This is a genomic window from Neorhizobium sp. P12A (assembly GCF_008365395.1).
Classification (GTDB): domain Bacteria; phylum Pseudomonadota; class Alphaproteobacteria; order Rhizobiales; family Rhizobiaceae; genus Rhizobium.
In genome coordinates this window covers 857624-882657 of sequence record NZ_QOVX01000002.1, presented here as the reverse complement: position 1 = coordinate 882657, position 25034 = coordinate 857624, and the positions used below count along the sequence as shown (strand labels likewise).

Annotated in this window: 24 protein-coding genes; 12 read left to right on the top strand and 12 right to left on the bottom strand. The window is 60.1% G+C overall.

Annotated elements, in window-relative coordinates:
• Positions 1 to 21 precede the first annotated feature (21 nt).
• The 5 genes from DTW90_RS10275 to coxB all read right to left on the bottom strand — a co-directional run bounded on the left by DTW90_RS10275 (position 22) and on the right by coxB (position 4412).
• Positions 22 to 633 carry a cytochrome c oxidase assembly protein gene (locus DTW90_RS10275; protein WP_132517923.1) on the bottom strand — a complete coding sequence of 204 codons (612 nt, stop codon included), beginning with the start codon at positions 631 to 633 and terminating at the stop codon, positions 22 to 24.
• A gap of 14 nt (positions 634 to 647) precedes the next feature.
• The gene (locus tag DTW90_RS38025; RefSeq protein WP_281024705.1) at positions 648 to 782 is read right to left on the bottom strand and encodes a hypothetical protein; all 135 of its coding nucleotides are present in this window, start codon (positions 780 to 782) and stop codon (positions 648 to 650) included.
• Positions 782 to 1738: a heme o synthase gene (locus tag DTW90_RS10270; protein WP_149338046.1), complete on the bottom strand. Its 957-nt coding sequence runs from the start codon at positions 1736 to 1738 to the stop codon at positions 782 to 784. Before DTW90_RS10270 ends, DTW90_RS38025 begins: the two co-directional genes overlap by 1 nt.
• A gap of 61 nt (positions 1739 to 1799) precedes the next feature.
• Positions 1800 to 3500, bottom strand: coding sequence for a cytochrome c oxidase subunit I (gene ctaD, locus DTW90_RS10265; RefSeq protein WP_132517927.1), 1701 nt, complete (start codon positions 3498 to 3500; stop codon positions 1800 to 1802).
• 18 nt (positions 3501 to 3518) lie between these two features.
• Positions 3519 to 4412, bottom strand: a complete 894-nt coding sequence (gene coxB, locus DTW90_RS10260; protein ID WP_149338045.1) for a cytochrome c oxidase subunit II — start codon at positions 4410 to 4412, stop codon at positions 3519 to 3521.
• 341 nt (positions 4413 to 4753) lie between these two features.
• Between coxB and DTW90_RS10255 the strand changes: the two genes are divergently transcribed.
• The 4 genes from DTW90_RS10255 (at position 4754) to DTW90_RS10240 (ending at position 8113) form a co-directional block, all read left to right on the top strand.
• Positions 4754 to 5383, top strand: a complete 630-nt coding sequence (locus DTW90_RS10255) for an invasion associated locus B family protein (protein ID WP_132517931.1) — start codon at positions 4754 to 4756, stop codon at positions 5381 to 5383.
• Positions 5384 to 5437: 54 nt separating this feature from the next.
• Positions 5438 to 6130 (top strand): invasion associated locus B family protein, encoded by a 693-nt coding sequence (locus DTW90_RS10250; protein WP_149338043.1) that lies wholly within the window; start codon positions 5438 to 5440, stop codon positions 6128 to 6130.
• A 62-nt stretch (positions 6131 to 6192) separates the two neighbouring features.
• Complete coding sequence (gene tldD / locus DTW90_RS10245; RefSeq protein ID WP_149338041.1) at positions 6193 to 7608, top strand: metalloprotease TldD; 1416 nt, start codon at positions 6193 to 6195, stop codon at positions 7606 to 7608.
• A 10-nt stretch (positions 7609 to 7618) separates the two neighbouring features.
• On the top strand, positions 7619 to 8113 hold the full coding sequence (locus DTW90_RS10240; RefSeq protein ID WP_149338039.1) for a GNAT family N-acetyltransferase: 495 nt from the start codon (positions 7619 to 7621) through the stop codon (positions 8111 to 8113).
• A gap of 6 nt (positions 8114 to 8119) precedes the next feature.
• Here DTW90_RS10240 and DTW90_RS10235 read toward each other — a convergent pair whose 3' ends face one another.
• Positions 8120 to 8425: a pyrophosphatase gene (locus DTW90_RS10235; RefSeq protein ID WP_149338037.1), complete on the bottom strand. Its 306-nt coding sequence runs from the start codon at positions 8423 to 8425 to the stop codon at positions 8120 to 8122.
• Positions 8426 to 8541: 116 nt separating this feature from the next.
• Positions 8542 to 9807, bottom strand: coding sequence for a D-alanyl-D-alanine carboxypeptidase (locus tag DTW90_RS10230; RefSeq protein ID WP_149338035.1), 1266 nt, complete (start codon positions 9805 to 9807; stop codon positions 8542 to 8544).
• A 243-nt stretch (positions 9808 to 10050) separates the two neighbouring features.
• Between DTW90_RS10230 and DTW90_RS10225 the strand changes: the two genes are divergently transcribed.
• Entirely contained in the window at positions 10051 to 11097 is a 1047-nt protein-coding gene (locus DTW90_RS10225; protein WP_149338033.1) for a polysaccharide deacetylase family protein, read from the top strand.
• A 36-nt stretch (positions 11098 to 11133) separates the two neighbouring features.
• Here the strand turns inward: DTW90_RS10225 and pdxH are convergent, their stop codons facing one another.
• A complete protein-coding gene (gene pdxH, locus DTW90_RS10220) occupies positions 11134 to 11754 on the bottom strand; it encodes a pyridoxamine 5'-phosphate oxidase (protein WP_149338032.1) in 621 nt (206 codons plus the stop codon).
• A 63-nt stretch (positions 11755 to 11817) separates the two neighbouring features.
• Between pdxH and DTW90_RS10215 the strand changes: the two genes are divergently transcribed.
• The gene (locus DTW90_RS10215; RefSeq protein WP_132517947.1) at positions 11818 to 12276 is read left to right on the top strand and encodes an RT0821/Lpp0805 family surface protein; all 459 of its coding nucleotides are present in this window, start codon (positions 11818 to 11820) and stop codon (positions 12274 to 12276) included.
• A gap of 23 nt (positions 12277 to 12299) precedes the next feature.
• On the opposite strand, the gene DTW90_RS10210 is transcribed toward DTW90_RS10215, so the two are convergent.
• Positions 12300 to 13850, bottom strand: coding sequence for an aromatic amino acid ammonia-lyase (locus DTW90_RS10210; RefSeq protein WP_149338030.1), 1551 nt, complete (start codon positions 13848 to 13850; stop codon positions 12300 to 12302).
• A gap of 15 nt (positions 13851 to 13865) precedes the next feature.
• A complete protein-coding gene (locus DTW90_RS10205) occupies positions 13866 to 14870 on the bottom strand; it encodes an ornithine cyclodeaminase family protein (RefSeq protein WP_149338422.1) in 1005 nt (334 codons plus the stop codon).
• Between the two features lie 405 nt (positions 14871 to 15275).
• Between DTW90_RS10205 and DTW90_RS10200 the strand changes: the two genes are divergently transcribed.
• The 3 genes from DTW90_RS10200 to DTW90_RS10190 all read left to right on the top strand — a co-directional run bounded on the left by DTW90_RS10200 (position 15276) and on the right by DTW90_RS10190 (position 18073).
• The gene (locus DTW90_RS10200) at positions 15276 to 16517 is read left to right on the top strand and encodes a DnaJ domain-containing protein (RefSeq protein ID WP_149338028.1); all 1242 of its coding nucleotides are present in this window, start codon (positions 15276 to 15278) and stop codon (positions 16515 to 16517) included.
• 122 nt (positions 16518 to 16639) lie between these two features.
• A complete protein-coding gene (gene fabI / locus DTW90_RS10195; RefSeq protein WP_132517955.1) occupies positions 16640 to 17458 on the top strand; it encodes an enoyl-ACP reductase FabI in 819 nt (272 codons plus the stop codon).
• Positions 17459 to 17479: 21 nt separating this feature from the next.
• The gene (locus DTW90_RS10190; protein WP_149338026.1) at positions 17480 to 18073 is read left to right on the top strand and encodes a histidine phosphatase family protein; all 594 of its coding nucleotides are present in this window, start codon (positions 17480 to 17482) and stop codon (positions 18071 to 18073) included.
• A gap of 18 nt (positions 18074 to 18091) precedes the next feature.
• Here the strand turns inward: DTW90_RS10190 and DTW90_RS10185 are convergent, their stop codons facing one another.
• Entirely contained in the window at positions 18092 to 18376 is a 285-nt protein-coding gene (locus tag DTW90_RS10185) for a DUF1344 domain-containing protein (RefSeq protein WP_149338024.1), read from the bottom strand.
• Between the two features lie 204 nt (positions 18377 to 18580).
• Here DTW90_RS10185 and DTW90_RS10180 point away from each other — a divergent pair, with 204 nt between their 5' ends.
• From DTW90_RS10180 to ribB, 3 genes are all read left to right on the top strand, one after another.
• A complete protein-coding gene (locus tag DTW90_RS10180; protein WP_149338023.1) occupies positions 18581 to 21763 on the top strand; it encodes an EAL domain-containing protein in 3183 nt (1060 codons plus the stop codon).
• Between the two features lie 144 nt (positions 21764 to 21907).
• The gene (gene aroC / locus DTW90_RS10175) at positions 21908 to 23005 is read left to right on the top strand and encodes a chorismate synthase (RefSeq protein WP_149338021.1); all 1098 of its coding nucleotides are present in this window, start codon (positions 21908 to 21910) and stop codon (positions 23003 to 23005) included.
• Positions 23006 to 23015: 10 nt separating this feature from the next.
• Positions 23016 to 24119, top strand: coding sequence for a 3,4-dihydroxy-2-butanone-4-phosphate synthase (gene ribB / locus DTW90_RS10170; RefSeq protein ID WP_132517965.1), 1104 nt, complete (start codon positions 23016 to 23018; stop codon positions 24117 to 24119).
• A 150-nt stretch (positions 24120 to 24269) separates the two neighbouring features.
• Here ribB and DTW90_RS10165 read toward each other — a convergent pair whose 3' ends face one another.
• Positions 24270 to 24887: a hypothetical protein gene (locus DTW90_RS10165; protein WP_149338019.1), complete on the bottom strand. Its 618-nt coding sequence runs from the start codon at positions 24885 to 24887 to the stop codon at positions 24270 to 24272.
• Positions 24888 to 25034 lie beyond the last annotated feature (147 nt).

Here is a 25034-nt window from a genome sequence, read left to right as displayed (position 1 = left end):
TCAGCCGAAAAGCTCAACTCATCAAAGTTTCTTTTCCACGTCCTTCGCCGCGCCCTCGCTTGAAGCCACCGGCTTCGTTTCCTCGCGCGGATAGAAGGTGTAGGAAAGCGTCAGCGTTCCGATATCCTTGGTTTCTTCTGCCTTGGTGATGTCCGGATCGACGTAGAAGAGCACAGGCATCTCGCGCTTCTCCCCGGGCGCAAGGTCTGTCTCGCTGAAGCAGAAGCACTGCACCTTGTTGAAATAGGCGCCTGCCGAAAACGGCGTTATGTTGAACATCGCCTGGCCGTGCGTCGGCTGATCGGACTTGTTCTCGACCATGAACTTGACTTCGACCGTCTCGCCGATCTTCGGATCGATCTCGCGCTGCATCGGCTTGAAATCCCAGGGAAGACCCGGCGCGACATTCGCGTCGAAGGTGACCTGGATGCGCTTGTTGAGGATGACGTTGGATGCCTGCTCGACCCGCTGCGTCGTGCCGTTGAAACCGGTCACCTGGCAGAACATGCGATAAAGCGGAACGGCGGCATAGCTCATCGCGCCCATGCCGACAATGAAGCTGAGGCACATCCCGACAATCAGGCCGTTATTTCGGCCCGCTGTTCCTGTCCTGTCTGATGCCCCCTCCGCCATTCGTGTCCTCCTCACTAATGTCCGGTGCCAATCTTTATGATGGTCATGACGTAGAAGATGATGACCAACCCCGCCAGCACCAGCCCGAGAGCGACATTGCGCCCCCGCCGCGATTTCTTCTGCGCTTCCGTGAGCTTAATCAGTTCCATCAGAACCATCCTCCGGTTCCCGAAATGCCGAAGGCTACCAGCCGGTCAATCATGAGCGCCGAAAAGATGGCGAAGAGATAGAAGATCGAAAAACCGAAGAGCTTCTTGGCCGGGATCATCTTCACGTCGCCGTCCGGCATTCGCCAGACGGCGATGGAACAGTATATGAAGACGGCGCCAAGGGCCGCGGCAACGACGCCATAGCCCAGGCTTGCGAAGCCCATCGCTGTCGGCACGACTGCCACAATCGCCGTCAGCACAGCATAGACAACGATCTGGTTCTTGGTCGTTGGAATGCCCGACACGTTCGGCAGCATCGGCACGCCGACGGCCTCGTAGTCACGCATCTTGAACAAGGCCAGCGCCCAGAAATGCGCCGGCGTCCAGAGAAAAATGATCAGGAAGAGAACGATGCTCTCGACCGGAACCGTGCCGGTCACACAGGCCCAGCCGATAACGGGCGGAAAGGCACCGGCGGCACCGCCGATGACGATATTTTGCGGCGTCGAGCGCTTCAGCCACATCGTGTAGACGACAGCGTAGAAGAAGATGGTGAAGGCGAGAAGGAAGGCGGACAGCCAGTTGACCGCAAGCCCGAGGATCACCACCGAGAAACAGGACAGGACGAGGCCGAAAGCCAGAGCTTCGGAAGGCCTGATGCGGCCGGCGGGGATGGGGCGGCGCGCGGTGCGGGTCATGACCGCGTCGATATCGGCGTCGTACCACATGTTGAGCGCGCCGGACGCGCCCGCGCCGACGGCGATGCACAGGATGGAAATGAAGGCGATGATGGGATTGATATGGCCCGGAGCAAGCACCAGTCCGGCAAAGGCAGTGAAGACCACCAGCGACATGACGCGAGGCTTCAAAAGCTCGAAATAATCGCGCGCTCCTGCTTCCGACAGGCCGATCTCGGCCTGTTGCGCAAGTGGCTCGTGATTGTCGATGACTGCCATTATCCCGTCCAGTTTCTCTTGATGCGCGGGCGCCGCAGTTTCAACGGCGCCCGGAATTCCGTTACTTGATACGCGGGAGCTGTTCCCACTGGTGATATGGCGGCGGAGACGACAGCTGCCATTCCAGCGTCGTTGCCCCCTCGCCCCAAGGATTGTCGCCGGCGACGCGCTTCTTCGAGAAGGCATCATAGATGCCATAGAGGAAGATCAGCACGGCGACGCCCGATATATACGAACCGACCGAGGAAACATAGTTCCATCCGGCGAAAGCATCGGGATAGTCGATGTAGCGGCGCGGCATGCCGGCAAGACCGAGGAAATGCTGCGGGAAGAAGACCATGTTGACGCCGATGAACATGACCCAGAAGTGCAGGTTGCCAATCGTCTCATTGTACATGTAGCCCGTCATCTTCGGGAACCAGTAGTACCAGGCGGCAAAGATCGCGAAGACGGCGCCCAGCGACAGCACGTAATGGAAGTGCGCGATGACGTAATAGGTGTCATGCAGCGAGCGGTCGAGGCCGGCATTGGCGAGCTGCACGCCGGTGACGCCACCGACGGTGAACAGGAAGATGAAGCCGATCGCCCAGATCATCGGCGTGCGGAACGAGATCGAGCCGCCCCACATTGTCGCGATCCAGGAGAAGATCTTCACGCCCGTCGGCACCGCGATAACCATGGTCGCAAAGACGAAGTAGCGCTGCGTATCGAGCGACAGGCCGACCGTATACATATGGTGAGCCCAGACGACGAAGCCGACGGCGCCGATCGCGACCATGGCGTAGGCCATGCCGAGATAGCCGAAGACCGGCTTCTTCGAGAAGGTCGAGACGATGTGGCTGATCATGCCGAAGCCGGGCAGGATCAGGATGTAGACTTCCGGATGGCCGAAGAACCAGAACAGATGCTGGTAGAGCAGCGGGTCACCGCCGCCTTCCGGCGCGAAGAACGTCGTGCCGAAGTTGCGGTCCGTCAGCAGCATTGTGATGGCGCCTGCCAGAACCGGCAGCGACAACAGCAACAGGAAGGCGGTGATCAACACGGCCCAGGCAAAAAGCGGCATCTTATGCAGCGTCATGCCCGGCGCGCGCATGTTCAGGATCGTGGTGATGAAGTTGATCGCGCCGAGGATCGACGATGCACCGGCGATGTGGATCGCGAAGATCGCAAGGTCGACGGCCGGCCCCGGATGACCGACAGAACTCGACAGCGGCGGATAGAGCGTCCATGCCGTACCCGCGCCATAAGCACCTGCCGGACCTTCCACGAACATCGAGAGGATCAGCAGCAGGAAGGCCGGTACGATCAGCCAGAAGGAAATGTTGTTCAAGCGCGGGAAGGCCATGTCAGGTGCGCCGATCATGATCGGCACCATCCAGTTGGCGAAACCGCCGATCATGGCCGGCATGACCATGAAGAAGATCATGATCAGGCCGTGGGCCGTCGTGAAGACGTTGTACATCTGCTTGCCACCATCGAGCGCGGCGTCAGCGGAGTAGCCGTAGACCATCTGTGCGAGGCCCGGGAAGATCTGGATGCCCGGCTCCTGCAATTCCATGCGCATCAGGATCGACAGCGAACCGCCGACGAGACCGGCGAAGATCGCGAAGATCAGATAAAGAGTGCCGATATCCTTGTGGTTGGTCGAAAAGAACCAACGGTCGATAAAGCTCGGCTTGTGGGAGTGCGAATGATGATCGTCGTGCGCATGGGCGTCGCGATGATCGTGCGAATGGTCGTCGTGAGCGGCAGATCCAGCCATTTTAAGTCCCCTCCCGGATTACTGCGTGACGTTAGCGGCGACATCGGTCACCTTGGCCGGCACATCGACCTCAGCCATCAGCGCCTTGTTCGCCTTGCCGAGATCGGTGGCGGCAGCCGTCAGCCACTGTTTGTACTTGTCTTCGGCAACGACGCGGATCGCGATCGGCATGAAGGCGTGGTCCTTGCCGCAGAGCTGGGAACACTGGCCGTAGAAGATGCCTTCGCGCTCAGCTTTGAACCAGGTCTCGTTCAGGCGGCCCGGTACAGCGTCGATCTTGATGCCGAAGGACGGCATGGAGAACGAGTGGATGACATCCGTCGGTGCAGCGGTGACAAGCACGCGCACCGTCTTGCCGACCGGAATGACCATCTCGTTGTCGACAGCCAGAAGACGCGGATAGATCGACTTGTCATCCTTGCCGGCAGCAGCGCGGTCCGGCTCCTTCAGCATATAGGAATCGAAGGCCAGCGGATTGTCGCCGCTATTTTCATATTCGTAGTTCCACTGCCACTGGGTAGCCGTCGCCTTGACCGTTACGTCCGGATTCTGGGGGAAGGTCAATTGCTCGGTCAGAAGCTGAAAAGAGGGAACCGCCAGGAACAGCAGGATGAGCACCGGCCCAATCGTCCAGATCACCTCGATGACCGTATTGTGGCTGGTGCGCGAGGGAACCGGATTCTTGCTGGCGCGGAACCGGATCATCACCACAAAAAGGAGAGCAAGAACCAGCAGCGTGATCGGTACGACAAACCAAAGCGAGTAGGCATTGAACCAGCGAATCTGGCTCATGATCGGTGTCGCTGCCGGCTGCAAGTTGATTTGCCATGGAGATGGCTGATCGGCATAGCTGCCGGTTGCAAAAAGCAGACAGGCGGTCGCCGCCATAACTGCGTTGGCCCTCTTAATCACGATGTCTCTCCCTCAAGCGCCCGTTCTGGATCAGTCACAGGCGCAGAATCCCTACAATCCTCAACCGTTTCAAACCACAGTTTCAGGCGGTCCGCAACAACTCAGAGCAATCGGCTATGCGGCATTTTTGCGCAAACTAAAGTCCTCATCCCATTGCGCAAACAACACCAAGCCTTTTCATCATCATAGGCAAAACAATGCTTGGGTCCAATCATTACGGGAAACAAAGTCAGCCTTAGTCCTATTTCTGCCGCAGTCGAATTGGAATCCAGCGGCCAGGGCTTTTCATTGTCGGCTGCGACCTCGACAATGGCCCGACTGATTCGAATCTAGAGGTATCCATGGGTTTTCGTTCCCTCGCGCGGTTTTGGCTTCTAACCGCCAGCATCGCTGCCGCGGCCACAGTACCCGTTCTCGCCCAGCAATCTCAGCCGGCCCAGAAACCGCCGGCCGCCCAGCCCGCTCCCCCGGCGGCAGCGCCCCAAGGCAGCCCAAATGCGCCCTCCCCGGCCCAGCAGCCGCCCGGAACCGTAAAGTCGAGCCATGGCGCATGGTCTGTCATTTGCGACAAGCCTCCGGGCGCGATGACCGATCAATGCGCGCTGATGCAGAACGTCATCGCCGAGGATCAACCGGAAATCGGCCTTTCCGTGGTCGTGCTGAAAACCGCCGACCGCAAGTCGCGGATCCTTCGCGTGCTCGCCCCGCTCGGCGTCCTTCTCGATACGCGTCCGCCGGTCAGCGGCGGCCTCGGCCTGATCGTCGACGGCGAAAACCTCGGCAATACGCAATTTGCCCGCTGCTTTGCCGATGGATGCTACGCTGAAGTCGAAATCGATGATAATCTCATGAAGATGCTGCGTGTCGGATCCACAGCCGTCTTTTCGATCCGCGAGACCGGGGATAAGGATAGCATCGGTATTCCCGTGGAACTCAAGGGGTTCGCCGAAGGTTATGATGCCCTGCCCTGAGCATCGCCCGGCATTCGCCTTGGCAAGCGGCAGTCCTCATTCTAAGGGGCGTTCATGACGTTTGGTTCTTCTTCCGGTCTTTGGGTGGCCAGCCGCGTTGCAGCGGTACTTCTGCTATTTCCGGGTATTGCCTTTTCAGCCGAGAGCGCTGCGCCGCAGCCGTCAGCCCAGCAGCAGCAGCCGGCTCAACAGGATCAACTGCCCGGGGTTCGGGCCCAGCAACCGGATCAGCCGCAGGCAGCGCCTGAGGACGAGCAGGAGCAGCAGCCTCCGACGGCAGCCCAGCCGTCCCGAGCGACTCCATCGCAGCCGAAGCCACCTGGCACTGTTAAGTCGACCCATGGGGCATGGTCGATCGTGTGCGACAAGCCGAACGGCGCCTCGAACGACCAATGCGGACTGATCCAGGACGTCGTGGCGGAAGACCGCCCGGAAATCACCCTTTCCGTCATCGTGCTGAACTCCGCCGATCGTAAATCGAAGATTCTGCGGGTGCGCGCGCCTCTCAATATCCTCTTGCCCAATGGCCTTGGCCTCAACATCGACGGCAAGGATATCGGCCGGGTGAACTTCACGCGCTGCTTCTCGGATGGCTGCTATGCCGAGGCCATCCTCGAAGATGCGCTGGTGAAGACCTTGCGGACCGGAAAGACGGCGACCTTCATTCTCTTCCAGACGCCCGAGGAAGGCATCGGCATTCCGGTCGAGCTCAAGGGCTTCGCAGAAGGCTATGACGCGCTGCAGTGATCGAGAGGGCTTGCTCTTGCAACGCCACGGACCTACATCGGCACTGAACGGAGCACCTCACCATGAACACCGATCTCCTCACCCTTTTCGATGCCGACGAGACGAAGCTGCGCGGCATCGTTGCCGATGCGCTTGCCGATGCCGATGACGGCGAGCTTTTCGTCGAACATATCCAGGCGGAATCGCTGACCTTCGACAATGGGCGCATGAAGGGCGGCAGCTTCAACACCGAGCAGGGTTTCGGCCTTAGGGCAGTGGCTGGCGAAGCTGTTGGCTATGCGCATGCGGGCGATCTTTCCGAAGCGGCGCTGAGGCGGGCGGCGGATGCCGTCACCTCGGTTACGCGCGGCCATTCCGGCTCTTATGCGGCAGCCCCACAGCGCACGAACAAGGTTCTCTACAGCGACGAAAATCCGATCGGGGCGCCGACCTTCGAAGCCAAGGCCAAGCTTCTGAAGGAGATCGACACCTATCTGCGCGACAAGGACGAGAAGGTCCGCCAGGTCACGGCCTCTATCGCGGCAAGCTGGCAGGTGGTCGACATTCTGCGCGCCGACGGGCATCGCGTCCGCGATATACGGCCGATGACGCGCATCAACATATCGGTCATGGTCGGTCAGGGCGACCGGCAGGAATCCGGCTCCTATGGCGTCGGCGGTCGTGTCGGCTTTGCCGATTTCATCACCGAGGAAAGCTGGCAGCACGGCGCCGATGACGCCCTGCGCCAGGCGCTGGTCAACCTGGAAGCCATGGACGCGCCTGCCGGCACGATGGACGTCGTGCTCGGCTCGGGATGGCCTGGAGTCATGCTACACGAGGCCGTCGGCCACGGTCTGGAAGGCGATTTCAACCGCAAGAAGACGTCGGCCTTTGCCGGGCTGCTGGGCCAGATGGTTGCTGCGCCCGGCGTGACAGTCGTCGACGATGGCACGATCGAGAATCGCCGCGGCTCCATCACCGTCGATGACGAGGGCACGCCCTCGGCCTACAATGTGCTGATCGAGAACGGCAAGCTGGTCGGCTACATGCAGGATCGGCAGAACGCCCGGCTGATGGGCATGAAGGCGACCGGCAACGGCCGCCGGCAGGGCTATGCCCATGTGCCCATGCCGCGCATGACCAACACCTATATGCTCGGCGGCGACAAGACGCCGGAAGAGATCATTGCGTCAGTCAAGAAGGGCATCTATGCCGTCTCCTTCGGCGGCGGCCAGGTGGATATCACCTCTGGCAAGTTCGTCTTCGGCTGCACCGAGGCCTACATGATCGAGAACGGCAAGGTCGGCGCGCCGATCAAGGGCGCCATGCTGATCGGCAACGGTCCCGACGCGATGAAGCGCGTTTCCATGATCGGCAATGACATGAAGCTGGATACCGGTAGCGGCAATTGCGGCAAGGCCGGCCAGTGGGTGCCTGTCGGCGTCGGCCAGCCGCATCTGCGCATGGATCAGGTAACGGTCGGCGGCACCAAGGCCTGAGCGGACGATCATGACCGATATCGAGATCCGGCCGTTCCGTGCGGGCGATGAAGCTGGCGTTATCGCGCTGATCCTACCGATCCAGCGCGAGGAGTTCGGCGTCGCCATATCGGCGGCCGACCAGCCGGATCTCGCGGAGATCCCGTCCTTCTACCAGACAGGTAAGGGCCAGTTCTGGGTCGCTGTTCGCGATGGCGGTGTCGTCGGCACGATCGGCCTGAAGGATATCGGCAATGACCAGGCGGCGCTGCGCAAGATGTTCGTTGCCGCCGCCTATCGCGGACGCGAGCATGGCGTCGCCACGCGGCTGCTTGCCGGTCTCGTGGATCATGCCCGGGCGGTCGGCCTCGGCGACATTATCCTCGGCACGACGGCAAAATTTCTTGCCGCGCATCGTTTCTATGAAAAGAACGGGTTTGTGGAAATTTCGGCAGAGGACCTGCCGGCATCCTTTCCGCGCATGATGGTCGATACGAAATTCTATCGTCTCAGCCTGCGCGGTTGAGGACTGTCAGCCCTCGAGGCGGAAGCGCCATTTGCGTTCGATCGCGGCGTTGAGATCAAGGCCGTTGCGGTTGGCGAAGAGCAGAATGTGGCCGAGGACATCGGCCACCTCATCGGCGAGCGCAGTTGCGATGTCGGCATCGGACATGCCCTTGCGGCGCCCCCTACCCTTCGCCCTGTTCCAGATCTGGGTCAGTTCGCCCATCTCTTCCTGAAGCTTCAGGATGAACCAATCGTCATCCCGCTCGATCCCGTGCTCGGCAGCATATTGCCCCGAGGCCGTCTCGAATTTCTCCGCCAGTGTCTTCAGCATGATCGTTCCCTTTACGTTCCTGGCAGAGGTGAACGATTCTGCTCGATATGTCGAGCCTTTTGGAAATGGCGGTAGAGCCGGCCATTGCGCGCGCTCCCGCCCTTATCCTCCTCCGATCAGCCCTGGCTCGGCAGCAGCAGGCACTCGAAATCGTTCTTCTTCAGCGCGCTGCAGGCGGCATCGGCGGCATCGCGGCTTTCAAAGCCGGTGAACCGTGCCCGATAGAGCCTGCCGCGTCCTTTTCCAACCGCTTCGGTATAAGGGGAAGCCGTCTCCAGCGGGCCGCCGGTCTTCGACTGTGCCTTTTCAAGCAGGGCCTTTGCGGCCTTGGCGTCAGGCGTTGCGCCGATCTGCAGCTGCCAACGGCCTTCCTTCGGCTTTCCGGCGTTCTGGATTTCGTCGGCGACTTGGGGACGATCGAGCGGAAGCGTCACATCACTTGCGGATGCGGTGGAACGCGTGACATCGTCGGGGCGGGATGCGACCGAGGGTACTGGAACGTCGCCATCATCCGAGGCAGAAGCGACTTCAACCGCCTTGCTCTTTGCGCGGCTGCCGACGCTTGCGACCAGTCGTGCGCCTGACTTGGCGGATGCATCGTCCATATAACGGTTCAACAGCGAGGCCATCTTGTCGTCGCGGCTGCGAGCGGTCGGTCCGCCCATGACGACGCCGACGACGCGGCGATTGCCGTCCTTGACGGCGCTGACGAGATTGAAGCCCGACGCATTGGTATAGCCGGTCTTGATGCCATCCATGCCCTTGTAGCGGTACATCAGGTTGTTGTGACCGTTGATGCGGGTGCCATTGTAGACGAAGCTGCGCTGAGAGAAGAGGCGGTATTCCCTGGGGAAATCGTTGATCAGCGCAACGGCGAGCGTCGACATGTCGCGCGCGGTTGTGACCTGGCGATCATCTGGCAGGCCCGATGCGTTGACGAAGGTGGTGCGGCTCATGCCGAGCTGGCGGGCCTTCTGCGTCATCAGACGGGCGAAATTGCCTTCGCTACCGCCGATTTCCTCAGCCATGGCTGCAGCGGCATCATTGGCCGAGCGGGTGATCATGCCGTTGACGGCGTCGCGCACGGTGACAGTGCTGCCGGCCTTCAGAAAAAGTTTGGTCGGGTGCTTGTTGGCCGCGTTCTGCGATACCGGGACCCTGGTCGCCCAGCCGATCTTGCCGCGATGGATTGCATCGAAGGTCAGGTAGAGCGTCATCATCTTGGTAAGCGACGCCGGATGGTTCAGCGTGTCGGCATCGTCAGACGCGAGGACCTTGCCGGTCTTTGCGTCCATGACGAAATAGGCGCTACCGGCCACGGCAGCAATCGACGAACCCAGCAGCGCCGCCGCTGCCGACAGGATCATCATCATTCTCTTCATGTTTATCCCCAACCATAAAATGCAATGCAGCAACAGCGTCCTGTGCGCTTTCGCGACAGAAGCTGTTCATTTGTGCGATCTTGAGGCAACTGCCTGGATGAAAACGCAATTTTGCCATTAGTGGTAAATGAAGCATTAACAATGGCCTAGTAAGCTTGCTTATTCAGTAAGGTTTGATATCGGTCGAGATAAACGAGACTGCAGAGGGCAGGAACGCGACGTCCAATTCGCCGGATGGATCTCATGCAACTGGCTATCAAGAGCCGCCTGAAACAAGCGATCATTACAGGTGGGCTGGAGACCGCTTCCATCCTGCAATCCCTCGGCCTCATGCAGCGCGCGGGCGGCCTCGGCGTGATCTTCACATTGCATCATGTCCGGCCATACCAACCGAAATCATTCGAACCGAACCGGCATCTGGAAATCACGCCCGATTTTCTCGACGTGGCGATCCGGCAGTTGAAGGGCGAAGGCTATGAGTTTCTGCCGCTGGACGAGGTCCCCGAGCGCATGGCACGCGAGGGAACACAGCCGCGTTTCGCAGCCTTTACCCTCGACGATGGCAATCGCAACAATCTGGAATTCGCCCTGCCCGTCTTTGCGCGGCACGACGTTCCCTTCACGATCTTCGTAACGCAGGGTCTTTCGGAGCGCACGCACGGCATGTGGTGGGAAACGCTCGATGCCTTGCTCGGCCGGCTGGACCGCCTGACCTTCGATTTCGGGTCCGGCGACGAAAGCTTCGATCTGCGGCAGCCGGACATGCGGCAAAAGATATACGGCCGATTTGCCGACTACGTGCATGGTTCCGACGAGGCGCTGGCCGTCGCGGCAATCGATGAACTTGCTCGCAAGCACGGGCTGGAGCCGCTGAACATCTCACGCTCGCTCATCATGGATCGAGAAGAATTGGCACAGGTCGCCCGTCACCCTCTGGCCTCCCTCGGGGCACATACCGTCAGCCACAGGGCTGTCGGACGGCTGACGGAAGCGGAGGCGGCGGCAGAGATGGCGCTGTCGGCCAATTATGTCGCGATCATCACCGGCGAACAGCCAAAGGCGATTGCGTTTCCCTATGGCACGAACGCAGCCTCTTCGCCCCGGGAGGCACGGCTGGTCGGCGAACTCGGCTTTACGATCGGGTTATCGACGCGGCCGGGGGTCGTACGGTCCGGCATGCCCACGACGCTTTTGCCCCGCCTGTCGCTCAATGGCTTCTATCAGAAAGCCCGCTACGCATCGGCTCTTGCCTCGGGCATTCCGATGCGACTGATGGGGCAGAAGGGGTAGCGCGGCTTCGCTCCCCTCCCCTGACGCAGGTTTCCTTCAGGGATACATGCGCACCTTTTGCCAGGCGCCTTCGGGTACCTCGCGCCGGAATTCGACACGGTCATGCAGGCGGAAATTGCGGTCGTGCCAGAATTCGATCGAAAGCGGACGAATCCGGAAACCCGACCAGTAGTCTGGGCGCGGGATTTCGCCGATCGCAAAGCGCGCGGTGTATTCCGCTACCGACTTTTCAAGCGCAAACCGGCTTTCGAGTGGACGGGACTGCTTTGACGCCCAGGCGCCGATGCGGCTGCCACGGGCGCGCGACCTGAAGTAGTCATCTGCCTCCTGATTGGTCACAACTTCAACCAATCCGCGCAGACGAACCTGCCGCCGGAGAGACTTCCAGTGGAAGCACATGGCAGCTTTTTTATGGGAAAGCAGTTCTTGGCCTTTCTGACTTTCGAAATTTGTATAAAATACGAATCCTTGATGATCGAAACCTTTCAGGAGGACCATGCGGACGTTTGGCAATCCATCACTATCCACCGTTGCCAAAGCAACCGCATTCGGATCATTCGGCTCAGTTCCTTCTGCCTCCCGCAGCCATTCCGCAAATAGTGTGAAGGGTTCGCTCTGCTCGGTGAAGTCACCGCTTGTTAACTCGTTTTCCGACATATTAGTTCAAATGCCTCGGATTTGATCGTTTGCCCAGTTTTCATAAACTGGACAGGATTTAAGGTGGAAGTCATAGCAAAGTCGACGCTTCATACAAAGGGCAAGCTGGCAAAGAGTGGCGTCATGATCGTGGCGTCCGTCGCTCTTCTGTCGCTTACCGGCTGCATGACCGGCGGCATGGATTTCCTGAGCTCCGCCAAGGTCGATCGCTCCGTTTCGACCGGAACCGTGCCGCAGGCGGTGGTCACGACGGATACCGTTTCCGATGAAACGACCGTGCGCAATGCCGTCACCTCCGCCGATCTGACTAAGCTGAACGGTCAGCCCTTACCTTGGGCGAACGCTTCCACGGGCAGCGCCGGCGTAATCGACACGATCGTCGAAAAATCTGATTCCGGTGAGATCTGCCGCCAATTCCGCACGACCCGGCATGCCTATGACGGCATTGCCAATTTCTACGGCAAGACCTGCCTAGTCGGCGCCGGCAACTGGCAGCTTCTGAGCTTCCAGCAGGACGGCTGACGGCCGGCGACTACCCATTCCATTTAAGAGGCACTGTCGTGCCGGTGCAGCACTTCGAGCAGAGGCTCCACAAGGCTTCCAGCAGCAATCATGTCAGAAATTGCGTAGATATCCTCGCTCGGTGAGCGATCGACATCGAGCGGCGGAACAGCTTCCCTGATTTTCCGAAACAGCACCCCTGCCCCGTTCCCGAGCGCGACGGGTCCGCGCAAATCGATAGCGCGGGCGGCGACAATCAGTTCTATCGCCGTCAGATAACGCAGCTTCTCGACCAGCCGCGCAGTCTTGTCGACAACCGACATGGCGAGCGAAGCATAGTCCTCTACCCTGTCGGCGACCGGCGTGACGGCGAAGGGCATGGGCAATGCAAGATGGCCGATCTCCGCCGCCAGCACCGCAATCGTCTTCTGCAGCGCGGAAAAGCCGTTCGATCCCGGTTCGGCGGGCGCGAGGAACCGCGGCAGATCGGAAAAACCCGGCGACATGAGCTTCATCATCCGCTCCGCGGCCATCGCGGCCAGCCGGGCGAGCGCGAGAGACAGCGTATCGAAGGCGAGCACCATATGGGTCGGATCGAAATTGCCTGTCGGCAAGACGCGATCCTCGTTGGCGATGACAGAGGGATTGTCATCGCTGGAATTCAGCTCCAGCTCGACTGCAAGCCATGCCTGTTCAAGAGCATACCAACCCGCCCCCATCACCGAGGGTGCGCATCGCAGGCTCAGCGGATCCTGCAGACGCCGCGCCGCCCCCGGCTTCATCAGGTCGCCGCCATCGACGAGCGAGTGTATCGCCGCGGCCACGCGCGCCTGCCCTGGGCTGGGTCGCAGGCGGCTCGCCAACGGATCGAGAGGATCAATGTTCGCGCGGAAGCCTTCGAAGGAAAGTGCTGTCGCGCCGATATGCGCATCGAACACACGCCTGGCGTCCTGGAGCACGAGGCAGGCGAAGCCTACGGAGGCGGCATTGGAGGAAATGAGTGACAGCCCATCCTTGATGCCGAATGTCGGCCGGCTCAAGCCGGCAGCCGCCAGCGCCTCGGCACCAGAAACGGCAGTGCCATCAGGGAGAACCGCCCTTCCCTCGCCGATCATGACAAGGGCGATATGCGCGAGCTGCGGGAGATCCGCCTCGCCGATGGAGCCGGTCATCGGCACCCAGGGGTGGACCGAGCGGTTGAGCATGTCGCGGAGCGCCCCAACGGCTGCTGCAGAGGCGCCGGAATAGCCGAGACAGAAGCGGGCGACGCGCGCCGCCATCATGGCGCGAACCTCATCCGGTTCGACAAAATGGCCGACACCGACCGCGCGAGCGCGGGGAATGCGATACTGGCTGGGGCCGCTCGACGGAGCGATCTTGGTATCGACGGCGGCACCAAGGCCGGTGCTGACACCATAGATCGCCTGACCGCCTTCGGCATGACGAACCAGGCAATCATAGGCAGCCTCGATGCCAGCCAGCGCATCTTCGGCAATCGTCACCTCGGCTGCGTCGCGTGCGACCGCGCAGATCATTTCGACGGTCGTGCCGCCGGCCCCAAACGTAACACTCTTCCGACCGGCGTCCGCTTCCATGATGGCGCGCACTCCTTAAGCGAAGCGTAGGCGCTGGCCGATCTTCATCAGCCGCGCCTTGTCCACCATGGCGGCACCGAGGGCGACATCGGTCGTGCTGAGGCCGCGGTGCCAGAAGAGAATGGTCTCGTCGTCCCTCTCGCGGCCGGGCTTCATGCCGGCGACGATCTGGCCGATCTCGGCATGCAGGTTCTCCGCCGTCACCTTGCCTTCATCGACATGGCGGCGGAGTGCGCCATAGGGGCGGCCCGGCCCGCATTGACCCCAGTCGTCGACCACGACCTTGTCCATGATATCTGTCAGGTCGAACTCCAGCGCGCTCATCGTGCCATAGGGAACGACGAAAGCGCCCTTCTTGACCCAGGCGGTCCTGAAGAGCGGCGTCGGCTCGGGAAGGCGGCTCGCCTCGACCATGATGTCAGCGTCCTTGAGGCAATCCTCCCAGTTGTCGGTGACGATAATCTTCTTGCCCAGGTCCTTTTCCAGGCGGGCGGCAAAAGCGTTCTGGCTTTCAGGCCGGCGGGAGTGAACGCGGATTTCCTCGAAATCGAAGATGTGGTCGAGCAGGCGGACATTCCAATAGGACGTGCCGCGCGCGCCGATATGCCCGAGAATCTTGCTGTCCTTGCGCGCAAGATGCCGTGCGCCGATGGCCGTTACAGCGCCGGTGCGCATATCGGTGATCGCGGTCGCATCTATGATCGCCTTCGGCATGCCGGTGCGTGGATCGAAAAGATTGAGCACGGCCATTTCGGATGGCAGGCCCTGCTTGTAATTGTCGACGAAGTCGCCGACGACCTTTACGCCGGCATAGTCGAGCGACTTCACATAGCCGCGAAGAACGTTGAAATGGCCTTTGTCCGAACTTTCCGGAACGAGATGGACCCGCGGCTCGATGACCGTCTCTCCCCGCCCCTGTGCGTCGAGCGCTTTGCTGACCGCGTCGAGGATCTCGTCGTTGGTCAGTGCCAGGGCTTTCGCGTCGATGGCGTTGAGATAGTCGATCCAGATTTCCTGCATGGGATGCCGCGCTTCCTGCTCGTGCTTTTCGATATGCCTGATGTGGGTGGGGGTCAAAGCTGCGCCAACCCGCCGGGCGGCATCATGAAAGATTTGTCTATACTTATTGTCAAGTTGAAATCACCGTGATCGCGTCTTGTTGTAAGAGACCTGACGCATCAAGTATAGTTAACGATTTCTATCGAACCAAATCGAATATTTAGGGAATGACTAACCATTGCCGAAAAACAATTCGAGCCGCCTGCCCTCCCGTAAGAACTGATTAGCAACTGTCGGACAGGATCGCACTATAGATGCGTCCGTCTACTTTCCGGGGAAGGGAACGAGCGGCGCAACGGTTTGTTTATTTGGGGGCTGGGCGCTGGGTAGGAAAAGCGCCACGTCGAAAAATTGGCGGTTTGTACTATGCGTGATCCTTACAAGACACTTGGCGTAAAGCGGGATGCAGGGGCAGCCGAAATCAAGACGGCGTGGCGCAATCTCGCCAAGGCGGTTCATCCCGATCACAATCAGAGCGATCCGACCGCAACGGAACGGTTCGCCGAGATCGGCCGCGCCTACGAAACCCTAAAGGATCCCAAAAAGCGGAGCCGCTACGATCAGGTCATCCGCATGGCGGAGGCGACCAATCAAAGCCCCGAGCAGACGATCATGCAGCAGCGCAACGCTGCGCGCGAAGCAGCCGAGCGCGCCAAGGCAGCCCGCGCCAATGCAGAGCGGGTCATGGAAGAACTGGCGCGCGTGAATGCGCAGAAGGCCGCCAAGGCTGCGGCGGCAAATGCCGCTGCGCAGGCCGCCGCCAATGCGGCAGGCTCCCGCACCAACACCGGCAGTGCACAGCCATCTGCAGGCACACAACAATCCGGAGCGACACAGGCGGAATCGCCTGAGGATATGATTGAGCGCATCTTCGGATCGCATCCGCAGGCGTCGGCACCGAAGAGCGACGCAGACGAGAGCGGTGCAAAACATAGGGATGCAGCAGCAGGTACCGAGGAACAGGCCGGCGACAGCGAGACGGCCGAAGGCGAATATGCACTTTCAGGCGGTGGAATAGGCTCCATCATCTCACAGCCTTTCGGCATTCTGAGCTCCCTCGTGCGGCGCATCACCGGCACCGCATCGACGCCCGTTCAAGAGAAAGCACCTGAGATTGCGGCGGAAGCAACCGTCAGCATCGACGACATTCTGCAGGGAAACTGGATCAACGTTCCGTTGTCGGATGGCAAGGAGGTGCGTTTCCAGGCAGACGCCGGCATGAGCAACGGCCATGTGGTCCATCTCAAGGCGCAAGGTCTGAAGCTGCAGGGCATGCAGCGTGGCGACGTCGCAATCACTGTCCACATGGCAGAAGATGCGCGCTTCCGCGTCAACGGTTTCGATATCCACACAATTTTGCCTTTGACCATCGAGAACGCTGTCCTGGGCTGGCACACCCAGGTGGAAGGACCGCGTGGCGCGGTTGATGTGACCGTGCCGGCATGGTCCGGCTCCGATCACGTTATCCGCATTGCAGGCGGCGGATTGCCGGACGGAAATGGTGCCAAGGGCGATCTCGTGGTAGAACTGCGCCTGATGCTATGGGAAAAGCCGGATGACAAGGTCACCGATCTGATGCGCAGTATGAAGGACGGCTTGTTTTTGTGAAATTTCGGTGACAAGAGCACCCTTTATTACGATGCCTAACAGTTGATGATCTCCCTCATGCTTGAACCATGAAACGGCCTATGCCATAGGCAGGTTCGATCGAAAGTCCAAGGGAGCAGAATATGGCTCAAGCAACAGGCCTCATGGCAGGCAAACGTGGCGTCATTCTTGGCGTCGCTAACAACCGTTCCATCGCATGGGGTATTGCAAAGGCCATTCACGCGCAGGGTGGAGAAATCGCCTTCACGTATCAGGGCGACGCGCTGAAGAAGCGGGTTGAGCCGCTGGCTGCCGAAATCGGCGGCGTGCTTGCCGGCCACTGCGACGTCAGCGACGAAGCCAGTATCGACGCCGTCTTCGAAAATGTGGAAAAGCTCTGGGGCAAGATCGACTTCGTCGTTCACGCCATCGGCTTCTCCGACAAGGACGAGCTGACGGGACGCTATGTCGATACGTCCGCGGACAATTTCGCCAAGACGATGCAGATTTCGGTCTATTCCTTTACGTCGATTGCCCGTCGCGCCGAAAAGCTGATGACGGATGGCGGCTCCATGCTGACGCTGACCTACTACGGCGCAGAGAAGGTCATGCCGAACTACAACGTGATGGGCGTGGCAAAGGCGGCTCTCGAAGCCAGCGTGAAATATCTGGCGGTCGACCTCGGCCCGAAGAACATCCGCGTCAACGCGATATCGGCCGGCCCGATCAAGACGCTTGCCGCATCAGGCATCGGCGATTTCCGCTATATTCTGAAGTGGAACGAGTACAATGCGCCGCTGCGCCGCACGGTCACCATCGAAGAGGTGGGCGATGTCGGCCTCTACATGCTGTCCGACCTGTCCCGCTCGGTCACCGGCGAAGTCCACCATGCCGACAGCGGCTATCATGTGGTCGGCATGAAGGCGGTCGATGCACCTGATATTTCGGTCATCAAGGACTGATAACTCACAGGAACCAGTTCCGTGCTCATCTATGCGATCCGCCACGGACAGACGGACTGGAATGCGGAACGCCGGCTGCAAGGCCAGCGTGACATCGATATCAACGAACTCGGCCGCAAGCAGGCGCGTCAGAATGGCGCCCTGCTTGCGGAGCTCCTGGAGGACGAGACGGATCAATTCGATTTCGTCGCAAGTCCCCTCGCTCGCACGCGCGAAACGATGGCGCTCGTACGCAGTTCCATGGGCCTGCCGCCGCAGGATTACCGCACCGACGATCGGCTGGTCGAAGTCTCCTTCGGCGATTGGGAAGGTTCCACACTCAAGGAAATCAAAGCGACCCAGGCTGACCGGCTGGCGGAACGCAGGGCCGCGAAATGGGATTTCATCCCGCCCGGCGAAGATGCGGAAAGCTATGAGATCCTGTCCTGGCGGGTCGGTTCCTGGCTCTTGTCGGTCGACCGACCGACGGTCTGCGTCACGCATGGCGGCGTTATCCGCACGCTTTTCCGCCTGATTGCGGATATTTCCAGGGAAGATGCCGCGGAAGCCGAAATACCGCAGGACCGAATTCTGAAGATCGATACCGATTGGAAGATCATCGGCTGGATCGAATAGGCGCGGCCGCGCCTTAACTCACGCGGTTTTGCCGAAATTGCTGTGATGAACGATATCGAGATCGTTGATGACGCGCTTGCCGTCCACTTCCGTGTAGAAAACGATCACTTTCACGCCGGCTTCAAGACCGGTGAAATCGAAATCGTGCGGCGCGTGATAGCTTTTGCCGTCATCGAGGACGATACTGAGGTTCTTGGCATCGACCTTCTGGATCGTTGCCTCCACATCCGCACTTTCCGCATATCCCACAACCGGAGCAAGTATGCTTGCCGCGGCCAGCAGTGTCGCCACAAAGAAGCGCATTGGGAGGACCCTTTTAGATTCGATATCAATTTTTCATGGGTCAAAGATAGCTCCCCGAATATGGCGGAAATCGCCCGCAACAAAGGCTTTTGCTGCCCAATTGATGAACGACAATTCGATGACACCCAGAGTGGGCGTTAACGGCTCGCGAAATCGTAAATTAACCGGTTCCTCCTAAAGTTTCCGCTGAACAAGGGGAGTGCTTTGGTTTTCCGATTAGGCAATAATATTCAATTTAAAAGCGTATTGGAAAACACCTGGGCTTCACTGCTGGTTTCAGCCCTGGTGGCATTCGTGGTCGTCGTGGTCGGCATTACGCTCGATCGGGCAAATACCGCTTCCTATCTCCGCGAATTGCAGATCCGCACGGAAAACGAGACGAACCTCATCCGCGCCCGCGTGGCGGCCCAGATCAACATCGATGTGACGGTCGTGCGGGATCTCTCCAGCATGATCTCGCTGAGCGCGAATACCAACAGCGAAGAAATGGAGCGCCGGATCAACTGGCTGCTCATCCAGAACCCCCGTTTCATCAATATCACGATCGCGCCCGGCTTTGTCGTCAGCAAGGTCTTCCCGCTTCAGTCCGCCGGGAACCGCATTGGCAGGGATGTCCGTGACGGGACGATGCTCGATCAATCCGGCGTCCGCAATGCCGGATATCCGCAGGCCCGTTTTTATGGTCCGGTCAATGCCGGCAATGGCAGGAATGCCTTCGCGATCTTTTATCCAATCTTCGTCATGGAGGACGGACAGCGCAAGGCTTGGGGGGCAGTCGAAGTCACGGTCGATCGGGATATGTTCTACGAAGATACCGGCCTGATACCATCGCGCAGCAGCGAGAATCAGGAACGCTATCCAAATCTCGACCATCTTTCGCTTGCAGTGCGCGATCTGGGCACATCGGCAGGAGACAATACTCTCCCCTTCTTCGGCAGCGTCGATGTGCTTACCCATCAGCCACTGCACCGCAGGGTCAGCTTCGCAGGCGGGGAATGGGAGGTTTCCGCAGTGCCGAAGGCGGGGTGGAATCAATCTCCGCCGAACCAGCTTCCGCTTCGTTTGATCATTATCGCCGGCGGCGCCGTCATCATCCTTCCGATTTTTTTCGCAACCCTGCTGCTCGGCGAGCGCAGCCGCAATGTGAGCGAGCTTGAGGCGCGCGAGGCGCGGCTGCTCGAGCTTTCGCAACGGCTGAACCTGGCGCTTGATTCATCCAATATCGGCATCTGGGAACTGCAGGAGAATGGCCACAACGTCTATTGGGACGTGCGCGCGGCTAGCCTTCACGGCCATCCGCCCTGCGAGGGGAACCATCCTCTCGAAAGCTGGCTTGAGGCGATCGTCGTCGCAGACCGTCCAATCGCCGAGAGACACTTCTTCAACTGCAGCGTGGCCGGCACCTCCTGCACGGTCCAATACCGCGTCAGGCTCGAGGACGGCAGTATCCGGCATTTGCGGTCGGTCGGCTCCTTCTATAACGACGCGGCAGGAAAGCGCCGGACGGTCGGTATCGTCGCCGATGTGACCGCAGATGCCGAGGCAGCCGAATTGCTGCGCAATGCCAAGGACCACAGCGACATCAAGAATGCCGAACTGGAACTGGCGCTGGACGAACTTTCCCGACGCGAGATGGAGCTTGCCGAGCTTTCGACGCGTCTCGATCTGGCTCTCAATTGCTATCAGTGCGGCATCTGGGAGGCGGTTCCCGGCGGCCCCGGCGCCCTGTGGGACGAGCGCATGCATGAGCTCTACGGACTGGAACCAGTGCACGGTTTCATGACCGAGGAGCGCTGGCTTTCCTGCATCCTCCCCGAAGATCGCGACCTTGCGCTGGAAAGCTCACGGCATTTCAAACAGCTGGGCGACATCCACACGCTTATCTGCCGCGTCAAGGCTGACGATGGCAGCATCCGCTACATCCGCTCGACCGGCAAGGTGCACCAGACTGCGACGGGACAGCTGAAACTCCTCGGTATCGCCTTCGACGCCACCGAGGACGCGCTGCTGACGGCTCAGCTCAAGGCCGCAAACGAGGAAGCGGTTGCCAAGAATATCGAGCTGGAGCTTGCCAAGAACCGGATCGAGCACAATGCGCTTCACGACCCGCTGACGGCACTCGCCAACCGCCGCAAACTTGATCTGGCACTGGAGAAACTGACGGCCGACAGCCGCTCGCAAAGGCAGAAATTCTCCATCCTTCATATCGACCTCGATCGCTTCAAGGAAATCAACGACACGCTCGGCCATGCGGCCGGCGACGCGATGCTTGTCCACGTTTCGAAAGTGCTGGCAAGGAGCGTGCGCCACAACGATATCGTCGCCCGTATCGGCGGCGACGAATTCGTCATCGTTATCATCGGCAGTAACGATCCCGCAGAGATGTCGGCACTGGCTACGCGCATCATCGAGGAAGTCCGTCAGCCCATGGACTTCGAGGGCTTTGCGTGCCGTTGCGGGGTGTCGATCGGCATCGCACAGGCCGGTGGCGTGAATATTGACGCACGGAAGATCCTGATCCGCGCAGATATCGCGCTCTATCGCGCCAAGAGCATGGGGCGCAACCGCCACGAATTCTTCAGCCAGAATCTCCAGGCCGAGATCATCAAGGGCAAGAGAACGGCCGACGCGATCCTCGCAGGCCTCGACAATGGCGAGTTCGCGGCCTGGTATCAGCCGCAATTCTCCGCCCGCACGATGGAACTGACCGGCGTCGAAGCATTGGTGCGCTGGATCCATCCGACCAGGGGCGTGCTGACCCCGGACCAGTTCCTGCACATCGCCGACGAACTGAACGTAGTGCATGTCCTCGACCGCATCGTTCTCGAAACCGCCCTCAAGGACAAGATGCGCTGGGCGGCGCGTGGCGTTATCGTTCCGAAGGTTTCGGTCAACGTTTCCTCCCGCCGCCTGCATGATGACGGGTTGATCGATAGTTTGAATGGCCTGCAGATCGCGCCGGGCGAACTCTCGTTCGAACTGGTGGAATCGATCTTCCTCGACGAAAGCGAAGATGTCGTCTCGCAAAATCTGGAACGCATCAAGCAACTTGGCATCGATATCGAGATCGACGACTTCGGGACCGGACATACCTCGATCGTCAGCCTGCTGAAGCTGAAGCCGAAGCGGCTGAAGATCGATCGCCAGCTCGTCAAGCCGATCCTGACATCGCCGCAGGAACGCGCCCTCGTGCGCTCAATCATTGAGATCGCCGGTTCTCTCGGCATCGAAACCGTGGCCGAAGGCGTCGAGACGCGGGATCACGCGGTATGGCTGCGCGAACTCGGCTGCGATCTGCTGCAAGGCTATGCCTTTGCCCGTCCCCTCTCCTTCGAGGACTTTGCGACTGCTGCAGCCGGCAACACCCCTTGGCAGATTGCCTCATAAGGGCTTCATGGAAATTCATTCCCGCAGCACATATGTGGGGCAGAAATAAAGGCTTTTGTCTCGACAGGTTTTTGGCCTATGAGTGGGCCGAATTTCTGAAGGCGGATGCGGCCCTGCCGCATTCAGAGCAATCCGGTCTATCCCATGTCGCACAATACATTCGGTCATCTTTTCCGCATTACCACCTGGGGCGAGAGCCATGGACCGGCGCTCGGCTGCATCGTCGACGGATGCCCTCCCGGCCTGCGCTTCAAGCTTGAAGACATCCAGGTGTGGCTCGACAAGCGCAAGCCCGGCCAATCCCGCTTCGTGACGCAACGGCGCGAGGACGATCTCGTCAAGGTGTTGTCGGGCGTGATGATGGATGCCGATGGCGAGACGATGATCTCAACTGGAACGCCGATCTCGATGCTGATCGAGAATACCGATCAGCGCTCCAAGGATTACGGCGAGATCGCCCGCCAATATCGCCCCGGCCATGCCGATTACACCTATGACGTCAAATACGGCATTCGCGACTATCGCGGCGGCGGACGTTCCTCCGCCCGCGAGACGGCGGCGCGTGTCGCTGCCGGCGGCATTGCACGTCTTGTCGTGCCCGGTGTTACCGTGCGCGGCGCCTTGGTCCAGATCGGCAAGCACAAGATCAATCGCGCCAACTGGGACTGGGCGCAGGTCGACCAGAACCCCTTCTTCTCGCCTGATCCGGAAATCGTGCCGGTCTGGGAAGAATATCTCGACGGCATCCGGAAGGCGGGTTCGTCGATCGGGGCCGTCGTCGAAGTGGTGGCCGAGGGCGTGCCATCAGGTCTCGGCGCGCCGATCTATGGCAAGCTCGATCAGGACATCGCCTCGCTGCTGATGTCGATCAACGCCGTCAAGGGCGTCGAGATCGGCAACGGCTTCGGCGCGGCCGAACTGACCGGCGAGGAGAACGCCGACGAAATGCGCATGGGTAATGACGGCAACCGGATATTCCTGTCCAACAATGCCGGCGGCATCCTTGGCGGCATTTCCACGGGCGAGCCGGTCATCGCGCGGTTCGCCATCAAGCCGACGTCCTCTATCCTCACCGAGCGCCGCACCATTGATGCCGATGGCAACAATGTCGATCTGCGCACCAAGGGCCGCCATGACCCATGCGTCGGCATCCGCGCCGTCCCGATCGGCGAGGCCATGGTTGCCTGCGCGATTGCCGATCACTACCTCAGAGATCGCGGCCAGACAGGCCGCCTGAAATAAGGACAATCCCATGCCCTACGACCAGAAGCGCGTCGTCGATGCTATCAGGGCCTTCGAGGCCGGCGAGATCGTTGTCGTCATGGATGACGACGACCGCGAGAATGAAGGCGACCTGATTGTCGCTGCTGTCCACTGCACGCCGGAAAAGATGGCCTTCATCGTTCGCCACACATCGGGCATCGTCTGCACGCCGATGCCGCGCGAGGAGGCCAAGCGTCTGAACCTGAACGCCATGGTCGCCGAAAACGACAGCGCGCATACGACGGCCTTCACCGTTTCGGTCGATTTCAAGCATGGCACGACAACGGGCATTTCAGCCGATGACCGCACGCTGACGGTCCGCAACCTCGCCAATCCGAATATCGGTGCTTCGGATTTCGTCCGCCCCGGCCACATCTTCCCGCTGGTTGCCCGCGAGGGCGGCGTGCTGATGCGCTCCGGCCATACGGAAGCCGCCGTCGATCTCTGCAAGCTCGCCAACCTGCCGCCGATCGGCGTGATCAGCGAACTCGTCAATGACGACGGCACCGTGATGCGCGGCCCGCAGGTCTCGGCCTTCGCCGAAAGCAACGGCCTGAAGGCCGTCTCGGTCGCCGACCTCATCGCCTATCGCCAGCGCAAGGAAACGCTGATCGAACTCGGCTCCAGCTTCGACATCGAGACGCCCTACGGCAAGGCAAAGGCGCATGCCTATTCGCTGCCCTGGGATCCGATGCAGCATCTCGCCGTCGTCTTCGGCGACATCCGCGACGGCATCGACGTACCGGTGCGCCTGCATCCGGAAAGTGTTGCCGGCGACGTGTTCGGCAAGGCGCGTCCGGTCGAGCACTATATGCGCAAGATCGCCGAAGAGGGCCGCGGCGTCATCGTCTACCTGCGCGAAGGCTCCGTCGGCGTCGGCCACCACGACAACGGCCGCAAGAGCCGCCAGCAGGACCGCGAAGCCCACGGCACGGCCCAGAGCCGCGACAGCGAATGGCTGGAGATCGGTCTCGGCGCGCAGATCCTGAAGGATCTCGGCGTCAGCTCGATCAAGCTGCTGACCACCCGCGAGCGGCATTACGTTGGTCTCGAAGGGTTCGGGATCAAGATCGCCAAGACCGAGATTTGCTGACCACATCCTCTCCCCAAGGGGAGAGTCGGAGAAAAGCTCCTGGGTAGGACGATCTTTTGGCTTCTTTGAATGCCACAATCACCGCCCCACCTGCGCGTCTCGGCGACCTCGCCACGATGCGGGTAATCCGGCCCGCATTCGGCTCAGCGTTCAGCCGTTCGTCGATATGCTGTAGCTATAGATACCGGCGTCGTCAGGTCTGACGTGAAGCTGGTTCTGCTCGTTTGCTTGGCTGCTATCCAGCGCCTTTTTCTTGTCCTGGCCGTATTGCTTTTCCAGGGCCGCATCCAGCGTGTCGTTCGCTCCGCCTTGCGGATCAATGATCGCATCCACGATTGTATCGAGGGAAACGCCGAGCTTATCGAGCCCCAGCTTCTGTGAGATCGCGTTGATCGTCGCTTCGCCATTCGGCTGCGCTCTATCCCACGCGATTTGCTTCGAGATCGCCGCGCCGTATTCGGCGTCGGAACCATAATCGCTTTCGTCTATCCCGAGTGCGTCTCCGACACGCTCGAACAGATCGAGCTTGACCTTGGTGAGATTGGTCGAGTTCACGCTGAACATGTCTTGCGAGATTTTCGACTCTGTCTTGGTCGGCTGCGGGCTGACACCAACACCGGATGCCTGCTGAGCCGGTACGCCGCTTGCGACCGCGAGGATATTGTCTGCGGCGCTCTTCTTGCTCTGGGTGACGCTTGGCGCAACAGGGCTTTGCTGCTGCAGGATCAATAAAGCGGTGCTGCCGTTTACGGAGGGGATCGATGTCACTGCGGATTCCTCAATAGACCCCTGTCCGACCTTCATGGGAACAGTGGTGTGAGTTCGTCACGGCATCATGCGTTCGCGGCGGATTGATTCTGCCGCTCATTAGACGGCGAGTTCGTTAAGAAAATATAGCTTTTGCGTGCGTAATTT